At 66.2% G+C, this 21,501-nt stretch carries 25 protein-coding genes and 1 tRNA gene; 19 read left to right on the forward strand and 7 right to left on the reverse strand.

The window, feature by feature from the left end:
* Nucleotide 1: 1 nt before the first annotated feature.
* The 9 genes from ACFW9O_RS17835 to ACFW9O_RS17875 all read left to right on the forward strand — a co-directional run bounded on the left by ACFW9O_RS17835 (nt 2) and on the right by ACFW9O_RS17875 (nt 7,610).
* Nucleotides 2-3,298 carry a hypothetical protein gene (locus ACFW9O_RS17835; RefSeq protein WP_384610353.1) on the forward strand — a complete coding sequence of 1,099 codons (3,297 nt, stop codon included), beginning with the start codon at nt 2-4 and terminating at the stop codon, nt 3,296-3,298.
* Between the two features lie 9 nt (nt 3,299-3,307).
* On the forward strand, nt 3,308-3,748 hold the full coding sequence (locus ACFW9O_RS17840; protein WP_384610354.1) for a hypothetical protein: 441 nt from the start codon (nt 3,308-3,310) through the stop codon (nt 3,746-3,748).
* Nucleotides 3,749-4,120, forward strand: coding sequence for a hypothetical protein (locus tag ACFW9O_RS17845; RefSeq protein ID WP_384610356.1), 372 nt, complete (start codon nt 3,749-3,751; stop codon nt 4,118-4,120).
* Between the two features lie 63 nt (nt 4,121-4,183).
* A complete protein-coding gene (locus tag ACFW9O_RS17850) occupies nt 4,184-4,954 on the forward strand; it encodes an N-acetylmuramoyl-L-alanine amidase (protein WP_384610358.1) in 771 nt (256 codons plus the stop codon).
* Nucleotides 4,955-4,956: 2 nt separating this feature from the next.
* A complete protein-coding gene (locus tag ACFW9O_RS17855; RefSeq protein WP_384610360.1) occupies nt 4,957-5,223 on the forward strand; it encodes a hypothetical protein in 267 nt (88 codons plus the stop codon).
* On the forward strand, nt 5,223-5,672 hold the full coding sequence (locus tag ACFW9O_RS17860) for a hypothetical protein (RefSeq protein ID WP_384610361.1): 450 nt from the start codon (nt 5,223-5,225) through the stop codon (nt 5,670-5,672). The genes ACFW9O_RS17855 and ACFW9O_RS17860 overlap by 1 nt, the downstream gene beginning before the upstream one ends.
* Before the next feature lie 8 nt (nt 5,673-5,680).
* Complete coding sequence (locus tag ACFW9O_RS17865; protein ID WP_384610363.1) at nt 5,681-5,998, forward strand: hypothetical protein; 318 nt, start codon at nt 5,681-5,683, stop codon at nt 5,996-5,998.
* A 166-nt stretch (nt 5,999-6,164) separates the two neighbouring features.
* Entirely contained in the window at nt 6,165-7,349 is a 1,185-nt protein-coding gene (locus tag ACFW9O_RS17870) for a helix-turn-helix domain-containing protein (protein WP_384610365.1), read from the forward strand.
* A gap of 102 nt (nt 7,350-7,451) precedes the next feature.
* A complete protein-coding gene (locus ACFW9O_RS17875) occupies nt 7,452-7,610 on the forward strand; it encodes a hypothetical protein (protein WP_384610366.1) in 159 nt (52 codons plus the stop codon).
* 150 nt (nt 7,611-7,760) lie between these two features.
* On the opposite strand, the gene ACFW9O_RS17880 is transcribed toward ACFW9O_RS17875, so the two are convergent.
* The 6 genes from ACFW9O_RS17880 to ACFW9O_RS17905 form a co-directional block, all read right to left on the reverse strand.
* Nucleotides 7,761-8,000, reverse strand: coding sequence for a helix-turn-helix domain-containing protein (locus tag ACFW9O_RS17880; protein WP_384610367.1), 240 nt, complete (start codon nt 7,998-8,000; stop codon nt 7,761-7,763).
* Nucleotides 8,001-9,020: 1,020 nt separating this feature from the next.
* The gene (locus tag ACFW9O_RS17885) at nt 9,021-9,362 is read right to left on the reverse strand and encodes a hypothetical protein (RefSeq protein WP_384610369.1); all 342 of its coding nucleotides are present in this window, start codon (nt 9,360-9,362) and stop codon (nt 9,021-9,023) included.
* Between the two features lie 379 nt (nt 9,363-9,741).
* Complete coding sequence (locus tag ACFW9O_RS17890; protein ID WP_384610370.1) at nt 9,742-10,407, reverse strand: AAA family ATPase; 666 nt, start codon at nt 10,405-10,407, stop codon at nt 9,742-9,744.
* Nucleotides 10,408-11,186: 779 nt separating this feature from the next.
* Nucleotides 11,187-12,932, reverse strand: coding sequence for an AAA family ATPase (locus ACFW9O_RS17895; RefSeq protein WP_384610372.1), 1,746 nt, complete (start codon nt 12,930-12,932; stop codon nt 11,187-11,189).
* Between the two features lie 465 nt (nt 12,933-13,397).
* On the reverse strand, nt 13,398-14,066 hold the full coding sequence (locus ACFW9O_RS17900) for a YdcF family protein (RefSeq protein WP_384610373.1): 669 nt from the start codon (nt 14,064-14,066) through the stop codon (nt 13,398-13,400).
* Nucleotides 14,063-14,857: a GntR family transcriptional regulator gene (locus ACFW9O_RS17905; protein ID WP_384610374.1), complete on the reverse strand. Its 795-nt coding sequence runs from the start codon at nt 14,855-14,857 to the stop codon at nt 14,063-14,065. The genes ACFW9O_RS17900 and ACFW9O_RS17905 overlap by 4 nt, the downstream gene beginning before the upstream one ends.
* A gap of 151 nt (nt 14,858-15,008) precedes the next feature.
* On the opposite strand from ACFW9O_RS17905, the gene ACFW9O_RS17910 reads away from it, so the two are divergent.
* The 10 genes from ACFW9O_RS17910 to ACFW9O_RS17955 all read left to right on the forward strand — a co-directional run bounded on the left by ACFW9O_RS17910 (nt 15,009) and on the right by ACFW9O_RS17955 (nt 21,351).
* Entirely contained in the window at nt 15,009-15,350 is a 342-nt protein-coding gene (locus ACFW9O_RS17910; protein ID WP_384610376.1) for a hypothetical protein, read from the forward strand.
* Nucleotides 15,351-15,355: 5 nt separating this feature from the next.
* Nucleotides 15,356-16,717, forward strand: a complete 1,362-nt coding sequence (locus ACFW9O_RS17915) for an FtsK/SpoIIIE domain-containing protein (RefSeq protein WP_384610377.1) — start codon at nt 15,356-15,358, stop codon at nt 16,715-16,717.
* Nucleotides 16,718-16,866: 149 nt separating this feature from the next.
* On the forward strand, nt 16,867-17,535 hold the full coding sequence (locus tag ACFW9O_RS17920) for a DUF2637 domain-containing protein (protein ID WP_384610378.1): 669 nt from the start codon (nt 16,867-16,869) through the stop codon (nt 17,533-17,535).
* A gap of 14 nt (nt 17,536-17,549) precedes the next feature.
* Nucleotides 17,550-17,741: a mobile element transfer protein gene (locus ACFW9O_RS17925; protein WP_384610380.1), complete on the forward strand. Its 192-nt coding sequence runs from the start codon at nt 17,550-17,552 to the stop codon at nt 17,739-17,741.
* A gap of 18 nt (nt 17,742-17,759) precedes the next feature.
* A complete protein-coding gene (locus ACFW9O_RS17930) occupies nt 17,760-17,915 on the forward strand; it encodes a hypothetical protein (RefSeq protein ID WP_383800322.1) in 156 nt (51 codons plus the stop codon).
* Between the two features lie 23 nt (nt 17,916-17,938).
* Nucleotides 17,939-18,280, forward strand: coding sequence for a SpdD-like protein (locus ACFW9O_RS17935; protein ID WP_384610381.1), 342 nt, complete (start codon nt 17,939-17,941; stop codon nt 18,278-18,280).
* 93 nt (nt 18,281-18,373) lie between these two features.
* Nucleotides 18,374-18,580: a hypothetical protein gene (locus ACFW9O_RS17940; protein ID WP_384610383.1), complete on the forward strand. Its 207-nt coding sequence runs from the start codon at nt 18,374-18,376 to the stop codon at nt 18,578-18,580.
* A 136-nt stretch (nt 18,581-18,716) separates the two neighbouring features.
* Nucleotides 18,717-19,997, forward strand: a complete 1,281-nt coding sequence (locus tag ACFW9O_RS17945) for a replication initiator (protein ID WP_384610406.1) — start codon at nt 18,717-18,719, stop codon at nt 19,995-19,997.
* Complete coding sequence (locus ACFW9O_RS17950) at nt 19,994-20,182, forward strand: helix-turn-helix domain-containing protein (RefSeq protein WP_384610385.1); 189 nt, start codon at nt 19,994-19,996, stop codon at nt 20,180-20,182. Before ACFW9O_RS17945 ends, ACFW9O_RS17950 begins: the two co-directional genes overlap by 4 nt.
* On the forward strand, nt 20,182-21,351 hold the full coding sequence (locus ACFW9O_RS17955; RefSeq protein ID WP_384610387.1) for a tyrosine-type recombinase/integrase: 1,170 nt from the start codon (nt 20,182-20,184) through the stop codon (nt 21,349-21,351). The genes ACFW9O_RS17950 and ACFW9O_RS17955 overlap by 1 nt, the downstream gene beginning before the upstream one ends.
* A gap of 55 nt (nt 21,352-21,406) precedes the next feature.
* Here ACFW9O_RS17955 and ACFW9O_RS17960 read toward each other — a convergent pair.
* A tRNA-Val gene (locus tag ACFW9O_RS17960) sits at nt 21,407-21,481 on the reverse strand.
* Nucleotides 21,482-21,501: the final 20 nt, after the last annotated feature.

Genomic DNA, 21,501 nt, shown 5'->3' on the forward strand with positions numbered 1-21,501 from the left:
CGTGTCAGTACCTGACCTGCGGGCGGAACTCAAGATCGGTGGGGTGTGGACGGACGTCACCGCCGACGTGCGGAAGGCGTCCAAGGTCCGGCACTCGCGCGGGCGACGCTCACAGGGCGCCCGCGCCGACCCTGCGTCCGTTGGCCTCGTCCTCAACTCGCCGAACGGCCTGTACTCCAACCGGAACCCCCTCTCCCCGTACTTCGGGCTCCTCGGCCGCAACACCCCCCTCCGGCTCAGCACCGCCGGAGGGGACACCATCCTGCGCGGATACGGCGGCACCAACGACCGGGCAGCCACCCCGGACATTGCAGCCCTCGACATCACCGGGGACCTCGATGTCCGTGTCGACGCACAGATCGAAGACTGGGCCGTCCCCGCGGGTATGGACCTCATGGGGAAGTGGGGCGCCAACACCCAGCTGTCGTGGCTCCTGTTCACGTACAACCGGCGCCTGTGGCTCTACCACACCAGCGGTGGCACCACCGCAACGCTCCTCGGTGCGCAGTCCACCGTGATGCTCCCCATCCCCGCGTCAGGGCGCCTCGCCGTCCGCGCGACCCTGGACGTCAACAACGGGGCGTCCGGGCACACCGTCGTCTACTACACCGCCCCCACCATGGCAGGCCCGTGGACGCAGCTCGGTGCGCCCATCGTCACCGCCGGGACAACGAGCATCTTCAGCGGCACCGCGTCTCTGTACGTGATGAACGTCCTCAACGGCCTGTCGGCGCCCACCGGGGCGTTCTACTCGGCTGAGGTCCGGTCAGGGATCGGCGGCACAGTCGTCGCCAACCCGAACTTTGCGGCGCAGACGATCGGGGCAACCGGGTTCACGGATGCTGCCGGCCGTATGTGGGCCCTGGAGGGGGCCTCGGAGATCACGGACCGGTGGGTGCGGTGCGTGACCGAGGTGTCCGAGTGGCCGCCACGCTGGCACGTCTCGGGGCACAACATCACCGCCCCGATCGAGGCGTCCGGGCTACTGCGCCGCCTCACCGCTGGCCGCAACTCGTTGCAGTCGACGTTGCGCCGCCGCATCCCGTCGTACGGGCCGCTGGCGTACTGGCCGCTGGAGGAGGGCCGGTCGGCGACGCAGGCGTATTCCCCGATCAGGAACGTGGCGCCGCTGCGCCTGTCGGGCTTCGACTTCGGTTCGGACGGCACCCTGTCGGGGTCGGATGCCCTGCCGGTTCTCACGGAGGATGCCCGGTTCTTCGGTGGCGTCCGCCCGGGTGCGGACGGCCAGTGGCAAGTTGAGCTGGTCTACAAGCTGGACGAGATGCCCGCGTCCCTGACGACGATGTTCCTGATCCGCACCACCGGGATCGCGCCCCGCATCCTGGTGCAGATCCAGACGAACAACGTGCGCTTGGTCGGGCAGAACGCGGCCGGGGACGAACTGTTTTCGAGCAGCACCACCGCCCCTGGGTTCACCGGTGCGTGGAACCGGCTGAAGATCTCTACGCAGACGTCGGGCGGCAACGTCACGGCCCGCGTCGGCTGGGTCACGATCGGGGAAGGCGGCGTGTCCACCCCGACCGTGTACGCGGGCACAGCGGGGCACGTCACCAGCGTGGAGAGCCAGTTCGGGCCGCTGCTCCAGGGCATGAGCTTCGGGCACCTCAGTGTGTTCGAGACGTACAACCCGGGCGCATACGACTTCGCCGACCACGGGTTCGACGGAGAGGTGGCCGGGACCCGCGCGATCCGCCTCACGGACGAGCAGGGCGTGGAGCTCACGTACTTCGGCGACCGCGCGGACACGACCCGCATGGGTCCGCAGCGCTCGGACACCCTCCCCGCCCTGTTGGAGGACGTGGCCGAGTCAGACGGTGGGATTCTCTTCGAGGACCGCTACCAGCTCGCGCTGGCGTACCGGGGCCGGCACACCCTCTACAACCAGGCGCCCGCGCTGGTCCTGGACTACGCGGATCTCACGCAGCCGTTCGAGCCGGTCGAAGACGACACCGTCCGCAACGACGTGACGGTGACGCGGGAGAACGGTTCGTCGGCGCGCGTTGTCCTCGAATCGGGGCCGCTGTCGGTGCAGCCGCCTCCGTTTGGGGTCGGTACGTACGACGACGCGGTGACGCTGTCGCTGTACGAGGACACGCAGCCGGAGCAGATCGCCGCGTGGCTGATGTCGCTGGGCACGTGGGATGAGGCCCGGTACCCGCGAATCCACGTCATGCTCCACAGGAATCCCGAGCTGATTCCGGCGGTGACACGCCTGGTTGAGGGCGATGTGGTGCGCATCGAGAACACACCGCCGCACCTTCCTGCGGGCCCGTATGACCTGATGGTCGACGGGATGGAGGACGATTTCGGGCCGCTGACGTGGGACCTCTACCTGACCTGCTCCCCGGCCGGCCCGTGGACGGTGGGCGTCCTGGAGGATTCGGTCCTCGGCCGTGCGGACACGGACGGGTCGGAGCTCGCTGCGGCGGTCACGGAGTCGGACACGGTGTGGCCGGTCCACGTGACGGATGGCCCGACGTGGATTACCACCGCCGGGCAGCCGTCCGAGTTCCCGTTCGACGTGACCGCGGGCGGTGAGGTGGTCACGGTCACCGCGATCACCAGCCCCGTGAAGGACGCGTTCGGCCGGACCGCGGCGAGCAGTTGGGGCACGGCCGATGTGGGCGGTGCCTGGTCAATCGGCTTCGGATCGGCATCGGACTTCTCCGTGGCGTCCAACTACGGGATCATGACGCTGACCTCGACCAATGCGTCCCGGATCATGCGGATCACGTCGCCGCTGGCTGACACCGACGTGTACGTCGACGTCGCAACGAGCGCCCTGGCGACCGGCGGCAGCCTGTACGGCATGTCCGTCTGCCGGTACGCGAGCTCCAACGACTACTACATGGCCCGGATCGAGTTCACGACCGCGCAGGCCGTGATCCTGTCGGTGCGCAAGCGGGTGGCCGGAGTCGACACCCAGCTCGGCACGTTCACCACGGCCCTGACCCACGTAGCGGGCACGTTCTACCGGCTGCGGTTCCAGATGGAGGACACCGAGCTCCGCGCGAAAGTCTGGGCGACCACAAGCACGGAGCCCACCACGTGGCAGGCGATGGGCACAGACTCCGTGCACACCGATGCCCTGTCCGTCGGGTGCCGGGCCGTCTCGGACACCGCGAACACCAACGTGTCCGCACAGGTCCGCTTCGACAACTTCAACGTGGTCAACCCGCAGTTGTTCACCGTGACCCGGTCCGTCAACGGGATCACCAAGGCGCAGACGGCCGGAACGTCCCTGTCTCTCACCCATCCGATGCGCGCCGCGCTTTAGGAGGTACGCATGCCCTTCCTTGCGGGCCAGAAAGTGACGGCCGGGCAGCTCAACCGGGTCCAGCCGGTCACGTATGAGGCGGTGGGCACGACCACGCAGGACGGCCCGCTCACCGACGCGGACGTCACCAGCTGCAGCGTCACGTTCAACACGACGACGGCCAACGCGACCGCCGTCGTGAACTGCTCCTTCGACTACGACATCACCGTGGCGACGACGACTCTCGGGTCTGGCCGGCTGAACGTCGACGGGGTCGGCGAGTCGCGGTACGCCACATTCCAGCAGGGGCCGGGCAACGCGTCGGACCGTATGACGGCGGCGCAGAGCTATCGGGTGATCTTGGCTGCGGCCGGGTCCCACACGCTGAAATTGACGTTCACGGTGCCGACTGGCATGCGGCTGACCGGCGTGTATACGTCGCTCGTCGCCACAATCTATGAGGTGGTCTGAATGGGCACGCACATACTGGCGACTGAGGCGGGGCCGCGGCTGGCGGTGATCTCCTGCGCTCTGCGGAACACCGGGGCGGGGTGGCAGCTGATCGACGACGCGGCGCACGCCCCGTCGGGGGTGACCGGGGTTATCCAGCACCCGGACCACCTGGAGATCACGCACTCTGTCGGGGCTGTCCGGGTGTCGTCGTTGCAGGTCACACCGGACGAGTATTACGCCAAGGCGGGGCTGCGGTGCGGTGCGTCTGTCGGCCTGGCCCTGTCTCGGATCTACCTCTACAAGGGCGCGGCGGGCACCGCGGCTGTCGACCCGGCGACCCTCGTGGCCAGTGGCGGGAATCTGTGGGTGACCGGGCTCCTCGAACTCTGACCTTCCCCTGATCACGTTGCCCCGTGCCTGCTGGCCGGGGCTTTCTGCATGTCTGGAGACCTGATGGCTGCACCACTGACCGCGAGCAGACTCCTCGCCATCCTGAAGGCGGAGGGGGTGAAGACTGCCGAGTACCCCGACTGGCGCACCCGCGGCCGGGACGCCGCGACCGGCAGGCCGTTCGGCCCCGTCCACATGGTGCTCAACCACCACACCGCCGGATCCAACTCGTTGGCGGTCGTCGCGAAGAACGGCGTGGCCGGCTTGCCCGGCCCGCTCGCCCACATCCACCTCGCAAAGTCAGGCCTGGCCACGATGTGCAGCGCAGGTCGCGCGAACCATGCCGGGCCGATGGCGAAGAACGCGTACACCTCGTTCCTCAACGAGTCGTCCACGCACCCGGCCCCGTCGAAGGCGTCGGGCACCGTCGACGGGAACGACGTCTCCTACGGCATCGAGACGGAGAACCTCGGCAACGGCAAGGACGTCTACCCGCGGGCGCAGTACGACGCCTGGGTCCGCATCAACGCCGCGTTCTGCCGCGAGTTCGGCTGGTCTGCAGAGTCCTGCGGCTGCCACAAGGAAACGTCCGTGGAGGGAAAGATCGACCCGAAGGGCCCCGTGGAGGGATACGGCGCCCGCGGTCGCTTCGACTTCACGCCGGGCCAGTTCCGCAAGGACGTGGCCGAGCGGCTGAGGCACGCCGCGTCCTGGTCCCCGTCGACGCCCGCACCGAAGCCGACACCCACCCCGATGCCGCCGAAGCCCACAGATTCGGAGCGGATCACCGCTCTGGAAAAGCGCATGACCGCGCTGGAAAACAAGGAGTCCTGACCATGTCTGACATCTCTCTCCCGCCCCTCGGCGACGTCGGCAAGACCGCCAGCACCTACGCCAAGGACCTGGCCGAGCGCGTCGTCTGGACGTTCCTCGCTGCGGCTGCGGCGGTCGCTCTCGCGGCCGGCCCGGCGTCGATGTTCTCCGCGTCGTTCTGGGAGACCGTCGGCGCGGCGGGTATCGCCGCGGTGGGATCCCTGCTGAAGGGCCTGTTCGCCAAGGTGGTCGGCGACAAGAACAGCGCGTCGACTGCGGCAGGCGTCTGATGGTGGCTGCGGTGGTCCGGCGGGTCAACGCCCATCTGGGCCGCCGCGGCCGGTTCCTGTTCTTCATGGGCATCGGGAAAGTCTGCTGGGGCGTCGGCCTCATCGTGGAACCCCCGGCGCTCCAGGGCCTGGAGTTGCTGACGGACTTTGCTCCGCTGCACTGTTGGGCGTGGGTGTGGATCCTCGCGGGCACGGTCACCTTCGGCTCGGCGTGGGTGCGCTTCGGGCAGGACCGGTTCGGGTTCCTGGCCGCGTCCGTGCCCCCGTCGCTGTGGGCTTTCGTGTACGGATGGGCGGCGCTGTCCGGGCACTACCCGCGGGGCGTCTTCATTTTCCTGTGGTACATCACGTCGCACTGCGGCGTGATCTGGTGCGCGTCGCGCGTCCCTCCCGGCGGCGGTGGTCGGCGCCCGGCTGCTGAGGGGGCAGTAGAGAGGGGCCCGGCTTGAACGGGTGGATGAACATAGGTGGCGCCTGCCTGACGGTGCTGGGGGTCATCGTCACGGGCTGGCTGACGTACCGGGGCAGCCGCACGGCGGCCTCGATCCAAACGGAACCGAACCAACGGGCCGCTGACCTGGCGGCGTTCAAGGCGATCCGGGACGACATGCAGGAGGAGTTGGCCGAGACGAAGGAAGAACTTCGTTCCCTTCGGTCCCTCGTCCGCTCGTTCGCCGGGTACGTCAGCGATCTGACGACACAGATGCGGGTCAACCGGATCGAGCCGCCGGCGCCGCCGGATCGGGTGTCGGAGTTCAACCGAACTGGGGTCTGATCACTACGCCCCCTGTCCGGCCCTTCGGGGTCGGACGGGGGGCGCTTTCGTCGTGTCCGGGGTATGGCGATGGCCCCGCCGTCCTGGAGGATCACGGGGCCATCGGGGGTACCCATGCCGCGGCCGGCGGGTACCGTTCTGGTGTCGAGTCAGAACGGAGTTCAGTATGCACGCTCTGCCCCATGACCACACCGGCGCACGCATCAAGCGGCTACGTGCCGAGCGCCACCTCACCCAACGGGCCCTCTGCGACCTCGCCCAGATCCCGTACTCCACCCTCACGAAGACCGAGCAGGGCACCTTGCCTGCGTCCCCGCGACTGATCGCGTCCGTCGCTCGAGCCCTGCGCGTGGAAGTAGCGACCGTCACCGGCCAGCCGTACACCACGGAACTCCGGTCCGATGAGCTGGACATACTGATCCAGCCGATCCGCGAAGCCCTCGATGTGTATGACCTTGGAGCCGACCCCGACATTGCGCCCCGCCCCGGGCAGCTCCTCGAGGACGACGCGCAAGGGCTCCTCGTCGCGGTCCGTGCTGGCGAAATCAAGCGGACCGCCGGACAACTGCCGGGCCTCATCCTCGAGCAGACGACCGCCGCCCACCTCGAGGACACCACCGCAGGGTGGCTGCTCCTCGCGTCGTACTACCGCACCGCGTACGACGTCACGTCGAAGCTGGGCTACCCGGATCTGGCGACGATCGCCCTGTCCCGCATGGAGTGGGCAGCCGAGCGCGGATCCGGTGCGGTGGTCGGCGGCATGTACCGGTACATGCGCGCCCTCACCTACCTGCGCGCGGGCCAGTACCGCACCGGGGACCGGCTGATCCGGCGGGGGCTGTCCACTCTCGAGCAGGCGGACGCCGGCCGGGAGCGGGATGTCCTCGTCGGGCAGCTGCACCTTGGGGCCGCGGTGATGGCTGCTCGAGCGAAAGACCGTGACGCAGCTGACGGCCACCTCGAGGAAGCGGACCGGATCGCGAAGTCCACGGGCGACGCATCGGATGTGCACTGGTTGAGCTTCGGCCCGACGAACGTGGCCGTGCACAGGGTCAGCGTGCTCGCCGAGCTGGACGAGTACGGGCAGGCCGCACAGATCGGCCGGGCGGTGGTCATGCCGAAGAGCTGGCCGGTGTCCCGGCAGTCCCACCACTATGCGGAGCTGGCTCGAGCGCAAATGTGGAACGGACAACTCGAGGACGCGTTCGCCAATCTGGTGCGCGCGCGGCGGGCGGCGCCGCAGCAGGCGCGGTACCACCAGACGGTCCGGGAGACGTACGACGGGCTCGAGGCTGCGAAGCGGCAGCTTCCCGATTCGTTCCTCAGCTTCGGGTCCTGGCTGGGCGTATAACACTGAGTGAAACATTGGCCCCAACTACCATCAACTCGTGGTAGTTGGGGCCTTTACGTGGGTTCACCATGTGGTCACTGTCCCCGCGACATGGAGCCGACCATGACGACGCCACCCATCTCCCCACGCGTGCAGGCCACGTACCGGGCGTACATCAAGCACACCCAGAAGTGCCAGCCGTGCCGCTCCGGGACGAACTGTGCGGCTGCGGACCGCCTTCGCACCGCCTACAAGGCTGCGGAGCGGGAGGGCAAGAAGTGAGCGACAGTCGGCCGCCGCAGGAGCCGTCAGGGGACACGGTCCTCGACAACCTGATCTGGTTACAGCGCACCCGTGAGCAGCGCCTCGCCGCCCGGCAGCGCGAACGCTGAGCTCCCTGCCCGTGGCCGCGCCGATCGGTCACGGGCAGGGCTACGTCCGGACGAGGTCGGCTAGGTCCACACCGAGGGCGTCAGCAATGAGGATCAACGAGTCGATGAGCGCGGCACTGTGGCCCATTTCGATGCGGTTGTACGTGGACCGGTCCATGCCGATGCGTAACGCCGTCTCCTCTTGAGTGAGGCCGGCGGCATGGCGCGCGGTACGAATGCGGTCTCCGATGGCCCGGCGGCGGGTGATGACCCAGGCGGGTGGGGGGATGGAGCGCGGCACACGTCAACGCTCTGCCCTCCATGATCGAAAGTATGTAGGGCAGAACCTACACCTTGCGGTATATGCCTATGACACGTAACCCTGAGCGGTCGCCATCGAAAGGTGGCGACTCCAAGGCGGTGCAGAGGTGTTCGCGTGTCCACCTCATTGCGCCGTTAGGCGTCATGACTCGGTCAAGACGCCCCGCCTCGCACCCAACTGGGTGCGAGGCGGTTTACGTTGGACAGCAGAAGGCCCCCACCGACATAACCGGTGGGGGCCTTGCTCCTGTGTGCCGGGCCTCCCCGCCCAGTCACCACAGAATTTGGGAGGCGCGTGTCAGGCGCGTGTGGGGAGACACGCCTGCCCCTCCCATGCCGTGCAGCTTACGTGTCTGAGGCACCGAATCCATCCCCTCGAACGAGTGACGGACGGCAACGATTCCGTGGCGATGTGGCCCCTATGTGGCCCCGATCATGGAAACGGCCCCCTGATCCGTGTGGACCAGAGGGCCGAGACAGGCTCTCACCTGCGACTATCCATGGTGGGCGCGGACGGTTTCGAACCGCCGACATCTGCTTTGTAAGTTCGACCGGACGGCCGCACTCTCTTGCGTTCCCAAGGCTGCCCGCACCGTGAGAGGCCGGGCACGACCGCCGCAATCCACCGCCGTTGATGTCAGCGATGGATGTCAGATCCCTCGCGCAGCCGCCCTACGGCCGGCGGTATGCCGACGGGGCGACGCCTGGCTGTGGGTCCCTCCCGATGCTCACATAGGCGGGGTGCTCGGGGTCGCCAACCTCCATGAGGGCGAAGAGATCGAGCTCATGCCTCGCGAACCGATGTAAGGAACTGGAGGAAGAGCTCCAACTCCTCTCCGGAAAGCGGCTCATCGTGTCTCTCGTTGCGCACACGATCACGATACGAACCGCACTGCTGACAGTTCGACGCGAGGCCTGACCCCTCGGTGCGCACTCCGCGCCTCCCCACCCCTCCGGGCACGTGATGGCACGGGCTGGGTAGCCGGTGCACTTCCAAAGGTCAACGGTGAATGGGCGGTGCGAGCTCAACTCGTACGGCTTCCTCGAAGGCATCTGCGGCTGCCATGACGTCCTTCAGCGCGGCATCAGCATCAACTCGCTCAGCGTGCAAGATCGGGCCCTGGGCCTTAAGTAGATTCCTCCGCATGCGCACGGCTGCCATGCGCACTGACTCTGACGCTATGAGGTCGATCTCCACACCGAGCTTGTATGCCGATGACCGGACGTCGTGCAAGGTGCCGTCGGCCTTATCTTGCATGATTGAAACAAGTGCATCGTGCCATCCGAATACAGCCAACAATAGATCGCGGTAGAGGTGGCGCTTATCGTCCAACCAGCGCACGGCTAATTCATGTTGGCGCTGCTCTCGTTGGATGCGTAGTTGCCCTCGTTGGGCCAACCATGCACCGGAGAAACCGGAAACGGCACCTACGGTAGCACCGAGAAGCCCTGCTAATGCTGCGTCCAAAGCGGAACCTACCCCCATTTAGAGACTTGGTATCCCAGCAAATAAAACCAGGACGCGAAACCCTGCTGCACGAGTTCGGTGGAATCTGAACGACTGAGTCGGGCCAGGCGGCGCCAGCCACCCGTGGGAGGTGGTACCCCGCAAGGACACTCTTGTGGCCTGACCGCACCTCCACATGGTCCGCTTGATGGCGTGGAGACCGCCGAGTCCGCCATGCCAGCCAACGACCGCGGCGCGACCTCCGCGTAACCGCTCAGCCGCCTCCAATGCGTTCCAGGTCCGCATCCTCCTGGGAGATGCGGGACCGGTGCTCCCCTACAGGTACCAGCACCGTGGCGCTCCAGCCGTTATGCCGACGCTCGTAGGCGGTCAGACTGTGCTCAGCCAGGATGACCTGGAAAGTCCACGTCGCCGACTCGAACAGCTCCAGCACATGCCGTTGCGCTACGGCGTGTAGGTGAACGAATGGCTCATCCAACACAAGGATTGTTGGCTCCGCTCGCGCTTGCAGTTCCGAAAAGACAGCTAGCGCGTAGAACCACACGGCTACCTGCCCAAGATCTTGCCCTCCGAACACCCCTTTCCGATATGAAACCTTGACGTCATCCCCATAGAAAGTCACATCGGACATCACATCGGGCAGCAGAACAGGCATGTTGGCGATTACAGTTCGCGCGGTCCAGCGATCGACTTCGAGGAATTTAGAAATTCCCGAGACCGAGGGTCCACTAAAAAGGAAAGCGCGTCGATCGTAGGCCTCGGATCCGAACGAAAGAACCCTGTACGGGCGAGGAGGAAGTGCCACCCGCCGGCCATCAACCCGGTACTCCAGCCACCGACCCCGGACATCCACCAGCGCCTTCCGAAGTTCCGGATCGAACCAAGTGATGGCGCACGACAAATCTGCTGGATTCTCCATCAGTAAGTGTGGCGAACTGAGCGCTCGCAGTAGGTGCAGAAGTTTCGTCTTACCCGAATCATTCATTCCGAAGAGAAGGTTAAGCTTTGAAAGACGTAGCACGCCGGGCATCAGGAGGTAGTGACTGACAACTTCCAGGGTCTGGACCCAGCCGAAGGGCTGGGCTTGTCCACCCTGCTCCAGGCGAGTGCGGTGTTCGTGGAGGTCCTTCCAGCTCCGGAGTAGCGATCCAGAAAATGCGTCACCTGAATTCGCATCGACTAAGCGACCACATGTCGCACATAGCCAAATCCCATTCGAGATGTGGGATCGCTCTGCATCCGACAGACCGCCGGCCCCCCGGGGTCCTCGTTCCGCAGCGGCAAAGATGTGAGCGGCTGTGCCCGTATCGGTGACATCTTCCGAACCGATGCCCGGCCCGATCGTGAGCGCCCCGCATCTCGGGTTCGAGCAGCGAAACGCCGCACGCTGGGCTAAGAGCCGTCGGGCCTTACCGTTGAAGTCGGCTTGTCCACGACCGCCACCGCTTCCCATCGTTGGCACCGACTACTCCTCCTTGTTTGCAGCTCCCTGCCGCTGGCAACCGTACGAACCCTGACTGGCAGAAGCCTGACCCCACCGTTGCGGTAGTCGCATGGCATGCGTCGGTCAACGTGGGGCCGTGTCCGCTGACCGCCTCGATGCGAACCATCGGCACAGCGGCCCCTGAGGGCTGTCGACGTGTCCACACGGGGCTATGGTCCAGCAACGGTTAGGGAACGTGGCCAGCACGGCCGGTATCACTTGACCGGATTCGAAGAGGTTCGATTCGCCACCTCAATGAAGGAGACGCATCGCATAACCATTTGGGCCAATTTCGAATTTGCCGGAGGCGGGTCGGCCCACCTTTCACAAACGATACGAGCAATTCTATTTTTGTCTGGACTTTGCGCCGCCCCTGACCGATTCTTCAGGATCAAGGGGTTCTGCCATTTATCCCCGCTCCACTCCTGAGTCGCCTTGGGGTGGATTTCTGCCACTACTTCCCTGAGGATATCCGGCGGTACATAATTCTCAATTGTATATCCGTCGGTGACCCAGACGAATCCGTCTTCAGCATCCTTATCGAACTCCGCCTGAACGCGCCTTTTCGTTTCGTTCAGCTTGGCCTGATAGCTCCTCTTGTCGCTATCGATTACGATGCTCATATACCTATTAAGACGCCTAAGCTCAATGAAGTCTCTCACTTCCTCATCCGCAGCAGACAGGTTATTCAAAAGGCCGCCACCATAGAACATAAGCGAATAATGCAAGCCTTCAATTAGGCCAGGCCTAGCCTGCCTGATCCAGTGATTAAGATAGATCCTATCGGATGGTCCTTCCACCCAGATCACTGCGTTTGTTTGAAGAAGGTCCGACGGTCGATAGCCGAGATCTGCACAGACTCCTGAGAGCTCGGCAGGTGATACCGCGGGGTCCAGCGTCGAATTCTGCCCGTTATGGCGGACATGAAGAACAGTTGCTGACTGATGATCGAGCAGGTGAGCAGAGTGTGTGGCAATTAGATATTGATTGTTCGTCTCGCTCGCCAAGTAGCGGATGAATTTCCTTTGATAGATCGGGTGCAGGTGAACCTCAGGCTCTTCCACGCATACAATTGCATTCTCATTAACCGTGGCAGCAACCGCCAGGATGATGACCTGATGGACACCCGTTCCAAGGTTTTCCAGCGGAAGGATTCTGCCCCCGTGATGCACGTTTAGCGTACGAGCATCATGTTGCACTTCGAGGCGTGCCGTCTCGTCGTCCAAAATAGTCTTCACGAACCTATTGACGGCCTGGAACCTCTCCGTATCTCTGTCGTGCGTCGAAGCTGGGGGGTTTTGCAATCGCTGCAAGCGCGGGAGGAGTCCCAAACCTTCCGGGGTTCCCTCTGGGGCGTCCGTATCTGACAGTTCCTTAATTTGCCGAAACGCTTCGATTGTTACCACGGAGCCTCGACTTAGCCAAGGACGATCGGGAAGAACCGTACGCAAAATTGTTTGGAGATTCTGTCTTCCTGCTTGAATCTCCGACCCTGGCGAGTACGACGAATGCTGCATGAGCTGCAACGTACGCAGGATATCGCTATTACCTAGAGTGGAAATGACAGGATCAAACTGCTCCAAGGGTAGGGAACCGCTTAGTTCGTAGGAGATCCAACTGAGCCCATCCCTCTCGATGGCGGGATGGTGGAAAATCTTCTCCATGGCTGTTCTTACGTCAGAATGCCAGCTCTTCTCTTCCAAAATGGGGGCAATCTGTTTACTCCAGTCAATAGCGACTGCATAGCGGCAACTAGCCCCGCCTCCACGATGGTTGTCGAGCTCTTCAAGTTCATGTCTGCCTGATGCCACCTTGGCCAGCAGTCTCAGGAAATTCGATTTTCCAGAATTGTTTTGCCCCGCAAGAAGAGTTACCGACCCTAGGGGGCCACTAAATTGCATTTGATCACCAAAACTCCTGTAGGCCATAACGCCAAACCCAGGAAGGATGATTTCTGCCATCGGTTCCCTCTCATCCCAAACGGGGTGTCTGCAGTCTCATATTTGCCTTCCCGGGCACCGTGCAGGGCCACGGGCATGCCGAGAACGTACATCGGACGAGAGGTCGGTGGAGCGGGTTTGGCCGGTGTCCTGCCCGGCTTGGGGTCGAGCATGATCAGGGGGCCGTACGCTGGCTGGCTACTCGGGCAGGCTGTGATCCTGCCCGGAATTTGAACGAGTGGCCCCCTGGTCTTGCTCGACGCGGGACCCGAATCGGGGAGGTGGCTAAAGCCGTGGAGCCGACCGCCCCAGCCACACCGGGTTCCCCGCCCCATTGCCGGCCGATTCTCTCGGGCTGGTGTCGCACTCGGTGCGCCGCCGTCCGGCCGGGGGCAGCCGGGGCGGAGACAGAGGCAGCCCCCGGCTGGGGGCTGCGGCGCGCGCCGCGCTTGCGCGGCGCCTTGAACCCGTAGAGAAGGTTTTTACTCACTCCGTCTGAGCGGCATCAGGAATGAGCCGACTCGTGAACCCCTGCGCACACAAGCGCTCGTAGGCATCCAGGACGTCCTGAGGAACCTGCTGACTGATCATGAAGCCCTGAGCCGGATAGATCAGCAGGCGCTGAAGCGCACCGACCAGCATGTCAACGACTAGGTGGGCATCGCCGATGGAGTCGACGTAGTCCGCCAAGGTCATGGGCGCTGACGCACTGACGAACTTGACGTCAGGCCACAGCTTGCGCGCCGTGGCATAGGCCCGACGCTCCTCGTACGGCTTGCTCACCAACAGCACGGACGACACGGGGACGCCTTGCTCCTCCAGCAGTGCGCGCGAGAAGCGAATGTTCTCCCCGGTGTTCCGCGCCTGCGGTTCCACGAGGATGGCATCGCTCGGAACACCCAACTCGATGGCGCGCATGCGGTAGTGCTCGGCCTCGCCGCGCGGCATCCGCTCGCGGGTAGTCCGGCTCGTGGCTCCTGTGAAGACGACGAGCGGCGCCATCCCCTGCCGGTACATCTCAGCGGTCACGTCGGCTACGCCCAGGTCGTGACTGCCCAGACCGATTGCGACGGAGCACCGGCGCGGACTGTGGCCCATGAGCTGGTACTCCCAGAGGAGTTGGGCGTCCTTCGTGACTGCGTCCGGCAGAGTCATTCGCCGTCTGCCTTCGACTGTGCCGAGTCCGGAACCTTGAAGTCGTACTCCCACGCGAACCGTGAGGCCGCGTGGACGCCTACGGCGAACTCGACCACGGTCCCGTCTTCTGTGTACGTGGTCCGGTGCAGCTCCATGACGGGTTCGCCTGACGGCAGTTGGAGGAGCTTCGCCTCTTCGGGCGTTGGAACACGCGCGAACAGAGACTCCTTCATGTGGTCGATCTCGTATCCCGCGTCGTACAGCACCTTGTACCCCCCGCCCTTGCCGGCCGGTCCGGGGGTCGGGTCGACGAGCCGCGTCCCTTCCACGTGTTCGGGACGGTAGTAGCTGGTCAGAGTGTGCGTGGGCTGCTCCCCCTCCTTCACCAGGCGGGCGCGGGAGTAGACCTCGGAGTCAGGCGACACACCCAGCTTCTCAGCAACGAGGGGCGACGCCGGCACACAGCCGACCGTCTGGGTTTGCTCGTTGCGACGGTAGGCGCGGCCCGATGCCACACGGTCCGCGATGAACGCGACTTCGTCGCCGTCACGCCATTTGGCCTTGTCGTACCGAGCAATACCGAGCCGCTTCAACGGCGTTTGCTGACGAACCACCGTGCCGTGACCACGCGATGACGTCACGAGTCCCTCGGCTTCCAACGCCTTGTACGCGGCGTGCACCGTGGACTTAGACCCCTCGCCCGCCTCCACGAGGTCGCGGATGTGAGGGAGCTGCTGGCCAGGGCTGTACTCGCCACTCTTGATCCGCTCAGCCAGCCGATCCGCCAGCTCACGCCACTTCGGTGCCACGGCTTCTCCTTTTCGACAGTCTCAGTCAAACACAGTCCTAGGACATTGACAGTCCCAGGACTGTGCCGCACTCTTGAGTCAGCACCGCAGTCCTAGGACAGCGAGGATGCTCATCCTTGCGTGCCGTGGGCTCTGACTCAAGGAGTGGGCAATGTCGTCCTTCAAGATTGATCTGTCGACCGCCGTTGTGTTCGTCGCGGTGGAGCCGAAGCACAAGGTGATCAACAAGGAGACGGGTGAGATCGCGGTCGACCGCGAGACGAAGGCCAAGATGATGACGGTCGGCCTGACCATCGCGGATGACGGTGAGGCGAACCTCTACACCGTCTCGATCCCGGAGACGGGCGTCCCGGCCGGTGTCACGCTGGGGATGCCGATCAAGGTCGTGGGTCTCAAGGCCCGTGACTGGGAGAACACGTTCAACGGTGAGAAGCGCTTCGGTATCGCGTTCCGTGCCGTCGCCCTGGTCACCCCGTCCACGACCAAGGCCTGATCGCCATGTCGGGGACAGCGCTCCTGATCGTGGGTGTGCTCCTGGTCGCCGCCGTGCTGGTTCTGCGGTGGCAGCGTCCGGCCTGGTACTGGATGACGTTCGGCATCCTGTTCGCGCTGGTGCGGGTGGCCTTCCGGTACGCGTCGGTCATGGATGCGTGCGGGCTGACCGTTCCGCCGTCCCGGCTGCGGCTCACGCTTGCCAGGATGGCTGGTCGCCCCGCTCCGAACTCCCGTCTTCCGCGGATTCTGCGGATGCGGCCGACCCGTACCGGGCTGGTGCTGCGGCTGAAGATGCGGCCCGGTCAGGACGCGTTCGACTTCGCAGCGTCCACGGACCGGCTGCGGCACTCCTTCGCCATGCAGGGCATCACCGCCCGTGAACTCAAGTCCGGTGTCATCGAGTTACGGATGACCGGCTACGACGTCCTCAACCGGGTCCAGATGCCCGCGAAGCTCGAACGGGAAGGGCTGCGTGTCCCGGTCGCACTGCGGGAGGACGGAGAGGTCCACTACCGCGACTACCAGGAGGTTCCGCACGCCCTGAACCTCGGGGCCACCAAGTCCGGGAAGTCCGTCTACCAACGCCAGTTGGTCAAGGAACTCGCACCGCTCCATGTCGCTCTGGTCGGCATCGATTGCAAGGAAGGAGTCGAACTTGCCCCGCTCGCCCGCCGGTTCTCTGCCCTGGCCGACAACCCTGACGATGCGGCCGAGCTGCTGGAAGCGCTCGTTGTGCGGATGGCCGACACCTATCAGGTGATCCGTCGCGAACAGCGGATCAGTGCGGACACCCCGGACGGGGAGATCACCGCCGACATCTGGGGACTCCGGGATCATCTGCGGCCGGTCCCGGTCGTCCTGCTCGTCGACGAGGTGGCGGAACTCGCCCTGTTCTCTACCTCGGCGGAGAAGAAGCGGCGTGAGCGGATCATCACCGCCCTGGTCCGCCTGGTCCAGCTCGGCCGTGCCGCGGGGATCTATGTGGAGATCTGCGGGCAGCGATTCGGCGCCGAACTCGGTGACGGCATCACCATGCTCCGGGCCCAGCTGACCGGCCGCGTCTCGCACCGGGTCAACGATGAAGCCTCCGCCAAGATGGCGTTCGGTGACATCTCCCCCGATGCCGTCGTGGCAACCACACAGATCCCCATCGAACGCCCCGGCATGGCCGTGGCCGGTGACTCCTCCGGCGGCTGGGTCCGCATCCGCACCCCGTTCACGACGCTCCGCCAGGCCGTGAACGCCTGCAACACCCACGCTCACCGCACGCCGGCACTCGACGGACTCGCCGCGTTCCGGCCGGTCCTGCCGCACGTGTCCCTGGTCAAGATCCCGGCCCCGGCCAGCACCCCCGCCGCCGCCTGACCTCTCCTCGCACCCTCGGTCGGCGCGACCGCCTCCGCGCCAGGTCCCTACCCCCGCTATGCCCCGAGTAGATCCACGCCAGGACCGGGCGGCGGACTCGATTCCCCGCCCGGCCCCGGCCCCAACACCCCAGCGAAGGAGGTGAAGACATGACCCGCTCGATCCGCCCGGACGCCGTCCTCGTGCAAGCCGTGATCGCCGGTGCCCTGTCCTTCGCCCACCTGCACGACATCGCCGCAGCGGCCGGACAAGACGGCTGGAAGGCCTGGGCCTATCCGATCTCGGTGGACTTGCTGCTCGTCGCGGCCTGGCGGCGCCTGCGCATCCTCCGCAGCACCGGGGAGCCGACCCGCGCCGCATGGACTTGGTTCGCCGTCGCACTCGCCGCATCCCTCGGCGCGAACGTCGCCACCGCTGGACTCCTCGACCTGACCAACGTCCCTGCCTGGCTCCGCATCCTCGTCGCCGGATGGCCCGCCCTCGCCTTCCTCGGCGGAACCCTCCTCGTCCACACCCCACCCACCCAGCCGGACACTCCCGCTGAGCCCGCGCCCGCGGTCTCGGTCACTCCGGAATTTGTGCCGGCCGATCCGGCCCCGGAACCTGAGCCGCTCCCCGATGCGGTCGAGACTGCCCCGTCGGTCCCGGCTCTGCCCGCCCCGCCGCCGGATGTTCCGCCCGCGCTGGTCGACCACGCCCGCAAGCTCGCCGATGCCCACCGCTCTGCGACTGGCCACCCGATCGACGCGGACACCCTGCGCGACCGCCTCGGCCTGCCCGGCCCGATGGCCGACCAGCTCGCCACCCACCTCGCCTGACAAGGAGACCTCTGATGGCTGCCCGTGACTTCTTCCACTCCGTGATGCGGATCGGCCCTGTGCAGATCGGCACCCACCGCGACCGTCACGGCCGCACCAAGCACGCCGCTGTCTGCTCCAACGACGACTGCGGCTGGTCCGCCGACTACTCCAGCCAACCCGCCGCACAGCTCGCCGCCCGCACCCACCGCTGCCGCACCCGCTGACCGAAAGGACTGATCCCCGTGGACGTCCCTCTGTGGCTCGCCCTGATCGTCGTCGGCTGGCTCGGGATCAAGCTCTTCCGGCCCCCTGCCTGGCTCGTCGCCGTGCTCCTCCTCGGCGGCTACCTCCTCGCCGACAGCCTGCTGTCCCCCGTCATCGACACCGCCGTCAAGTAGCCCGCCCGGAAGGAGAACACGTCATGATCCGCCCCCGCATCCCGGTCAACCCGCTGCCTACCGGCATCGTCACCCCGCTCATCACCACCGCCGCCCCCGCCCGGGCCTCGGTCGACCAGCACCACACCGCGGCCTGCGCCTGCCAGCACACCGCCCCGGCGCCCCTCGCTCCGGCTGCTAGCGGCCCTGCTGTGCGGCTGTCCCCGGCCGGTGTCCTCGCCGCCGTTGGCGGTGGCGCTGCCGTCGTGCTCGTCGTCGGCGCGGTCCTGGTCTCGCTGCTGCTCGCCGTCGCCATCACCGGCGCCTCGGTCGCCGTCTGCGCCGTCGTCCTGCGCTCCCTGCTCAACAACCCGCCCAGCCGCTAACCGGCCCTCCGGGCGGCCTCAACCGCCAAGCATCCGCCGCCCGGAGAGCCCTGCCCCTTCCCGACCCAAGGACCGAAAAGGAGAACACCCATCATGGCCCAGCCCACCCCTGCCCGCGTGCGCATCTGCCCCGCCTGCGACGGCTTCGCCTCCGCCGCCATCACCCTCGGAGGCCGCGACCGCAACGGCAACCGGCGCACCATCACCGCCCACTGCCGCACCTGCCACGGCACTGGCACCACCCCGCCCCTGCGCACCCTCCTCGACACCGCGGCCACCGCCGCCTTCACCCACCGCTGACCCCGCCGCCGGGACACCGCGCCCCTTCCGGCCCGGTGTCCCGGCCTCCGCGTTTTGAGAGGAGGACTCCACAGTGACCACGACGACCACACCGCCCCCGGTGGGCGAACTCGCCTTCCTCGCCAGCCTGGGCACCATGCCCGGCCTCATGCGCCAACTGCGCGGCCTCGGCGGCTGCACCACCCCCATCCGCCTCGACGGCCAACGCACCGACATCCACCCCGCCACCGGCGAAATCCTGTCCGAGCTCCACTCCTCGGACCTGCCCGCCGGGAACCTCCTGGTCCGCTGCAACAACCGCCGGACCACCCGCTGCCCGGCCTGCGCGGAGACCTACCGGCGCGACACCTACCAGCTCATCACCGCCGGACTCCGAGGCGGCAAAGGCACCCCCGAACGCGTCGCCACCCACCCCCGCGTCTTCGCCACCTTCACCGCCCCCAGCTTCGGTCCCGTCCACAACCAACCCGCCAAAGGGCGCTGCCGCTGCGGGACCCAGCACCCCGACGACGCACCCCAGTTAGGCACCCCGCTTGCCCCTGGCTCGTATGACTACGAAGCGGCCGTGCTGTGGAACGCGCACGCCTCCAAGATCTGGGCACGGTTCTCCATCTACCTGCGCCGGGAGGTCGCCAAGCGCGCTGGGCTCACCCAACGCGACTTCGCCGACCACGCCCGCGTCTCCTTCGCCAAAGTCGCCGAGTACCAACGCCGCGGCTCCATCCATTTCCACGCCGTGATCCGCCTCGACGGCCCCGACGGCGGAGACACCCCGCCCCCGGCCTGGGCCACTCCCGAACTCCTCGCCGACGCCATCCGCGCCGCTGCCACAGCCACGGACGTGCCCGGCCCTCTCGTCGGCGGCCGCATCCATACCTTCGCCTTCGGCCGCCAGCTCGACATCCGCCCCATCCGCTCCGCCGACTTCGACGGCAACACCGAACTCACCGAACGAGCCGTTGCCGCCTACATCGCGAAGTACGCCACCAAAGGAGCAGAGACCGCGACCGGCACCCTCGACCGCCCCCTGAAGTTCCTCGCCGAACTCGCCCAGATGACCCTCACCGACCACGCCCGCCAGATGATCCGCACCGCCTGGGCTCTCGGCTCACGCAAAGACCTGGCAGACCTCCGGCTGCGGGCCTGGGCGCACATGCTCGGCTTCCGCGGCCACTTCTCCACGAAGACCCGTCGTTACTCCACCACCCTCGGCGCTCTGCGCACCGCCCGTGCCGAGTGGCGACGCCTCCAGGCCGCCATCGCCCACGGTGACCAAACCCCCGCGCCGGCCGATCCGGACAGCGACGACACCACCCTCGTCCTCGCCCACTGGAACTTCGCCGGAACCGGACTCACCCGCGGCGAGGAATGGCTCGCCGCCTCCGTCACACCCGACCCGGAAGGAGCCGCAGCATGACCACCGCCACCGCCGAACTGCTCACCGTGCCCGAGGTCATGGCGCGGCTCAAGCTCGGACGCTCCACGGTCTACGACCTGATCCGCTCCCGTCGACTGACCTCGATCACCATCGGCCGGTCCCGGCGCATCCCCGCCGATGCCGTGCGGGACTTCATCGTCCACGAGATCGAGGAAGCCACCTGATGCCTCCCCAGCGCAAGCGCAACCCCAACGGCGCAGGCACCATCACCAAGCGCAAAGACGGCCGCTTCCAAGCCGCGGTCTACGTCCTCCAGCCGGACGGCACCCGCGCCCGCAAGTTCGCCTACGGCAAGACCTGGGCCGAGTGCGACACCAAACGCCGTGACCTGCTCGGCAAAGTGGACCAGGGCGTGCCCGTGCCCACACGGTCGGCCAAGATCTCCGAGTGGCTGCCGTACTGGCTGGACAACATCGTCAAGCCGCGCCGCAAGCGCACGACGTACGCCAAGTACGAGACGCACGTCCGGCTCTACCTCGTGCCCATGCTCGGGTCCAAGCGTCTCGAATCGCTGAGCGTTGCCGACGTCCGGCGCTTCCTCGTCCGCCTGGAGCAGCAGAGCACCGCGGCGACCGCCAAGGAGTCGCACCGAGTTCTCCGCACCGCTCTGACTGCTGCCTGCCGGGAAGAGCTCGTCATGCGGAACGTGGCCACCCTCGTGGAACCGCCCTCAGCCACAGCGCGGGATCTGTCGCCCTGGTCGCTCGACGAGACCCTGTCCTTTCTCACGGCCGCACGAAAGGACCCGCTCTACGCGGCCTTCGTCCTCGCCATCGCGCTCGGTTTCCGTCGTGGGGAAATCGTCGGCCTGCGGTGGGAGAACGTCGACCTCGACAAGCGGGAGATCCGGGTCCGTACCCAGCGGCAGCGTGTCCGCGGTGAGGCGTACGAGGACGATCCCAAGGGGCGCCGTAGGAAGCAGACACTCCCCCTGCCTGCCCTCTGCGTCGCCCCGCTCCGCTGGGAACGACTGCGGCAGGCTGCCAGGCGTGAAGCTGCTGGCGACAAGTGGGAGGAGACCGGCTACGTCTTCACCACCCGGACCGGTCGACCGATCGAGCCGCGCAACCTGTACCGCTCGTTCACCCGGGTTGCTGGCACCGCCGGACTCCGCGTGATCCGACTGCACGATGCCCGGCACGGCTGCGCGACTCTGTTGACCGCCGCCGGCGTCCCGCCCCGCGTCGTGATGGAGATCCTCGGGCACAGTCAGATCGCGGTCACTATGAACATCTACGCCCACGTCGTCCAGGACACGCAGCGCGAGGCCGTGAGTCACCTGGACCGCATGCTGAAGCGGCAGGTCCCGACCGTGGGTGACCACGCCCGTTGATGTCAGAAGTGGATGTCAAAGGCCCCCAACCATGATCGGTTGGGGGCCTTTGTGCTGGTGGGCGCGGACGGTTTCGAACCGCCGACATCTGCTTTGTAAGAGCAGCGCTCTACCCCTGAGCTACGCACCCGTGGATGAGGCAACAGATTA

Origin of the sequence: Streptomyces sp. NPDC059499, assembly GCF_042749285.1 — a bacterium.
In the GTDB taxonomy this organism is placed as follows: Bacteria; Actinomycetota; Actinomycetes; order Streptomycetales; family Streptomycetaceae; genus Streptomyces.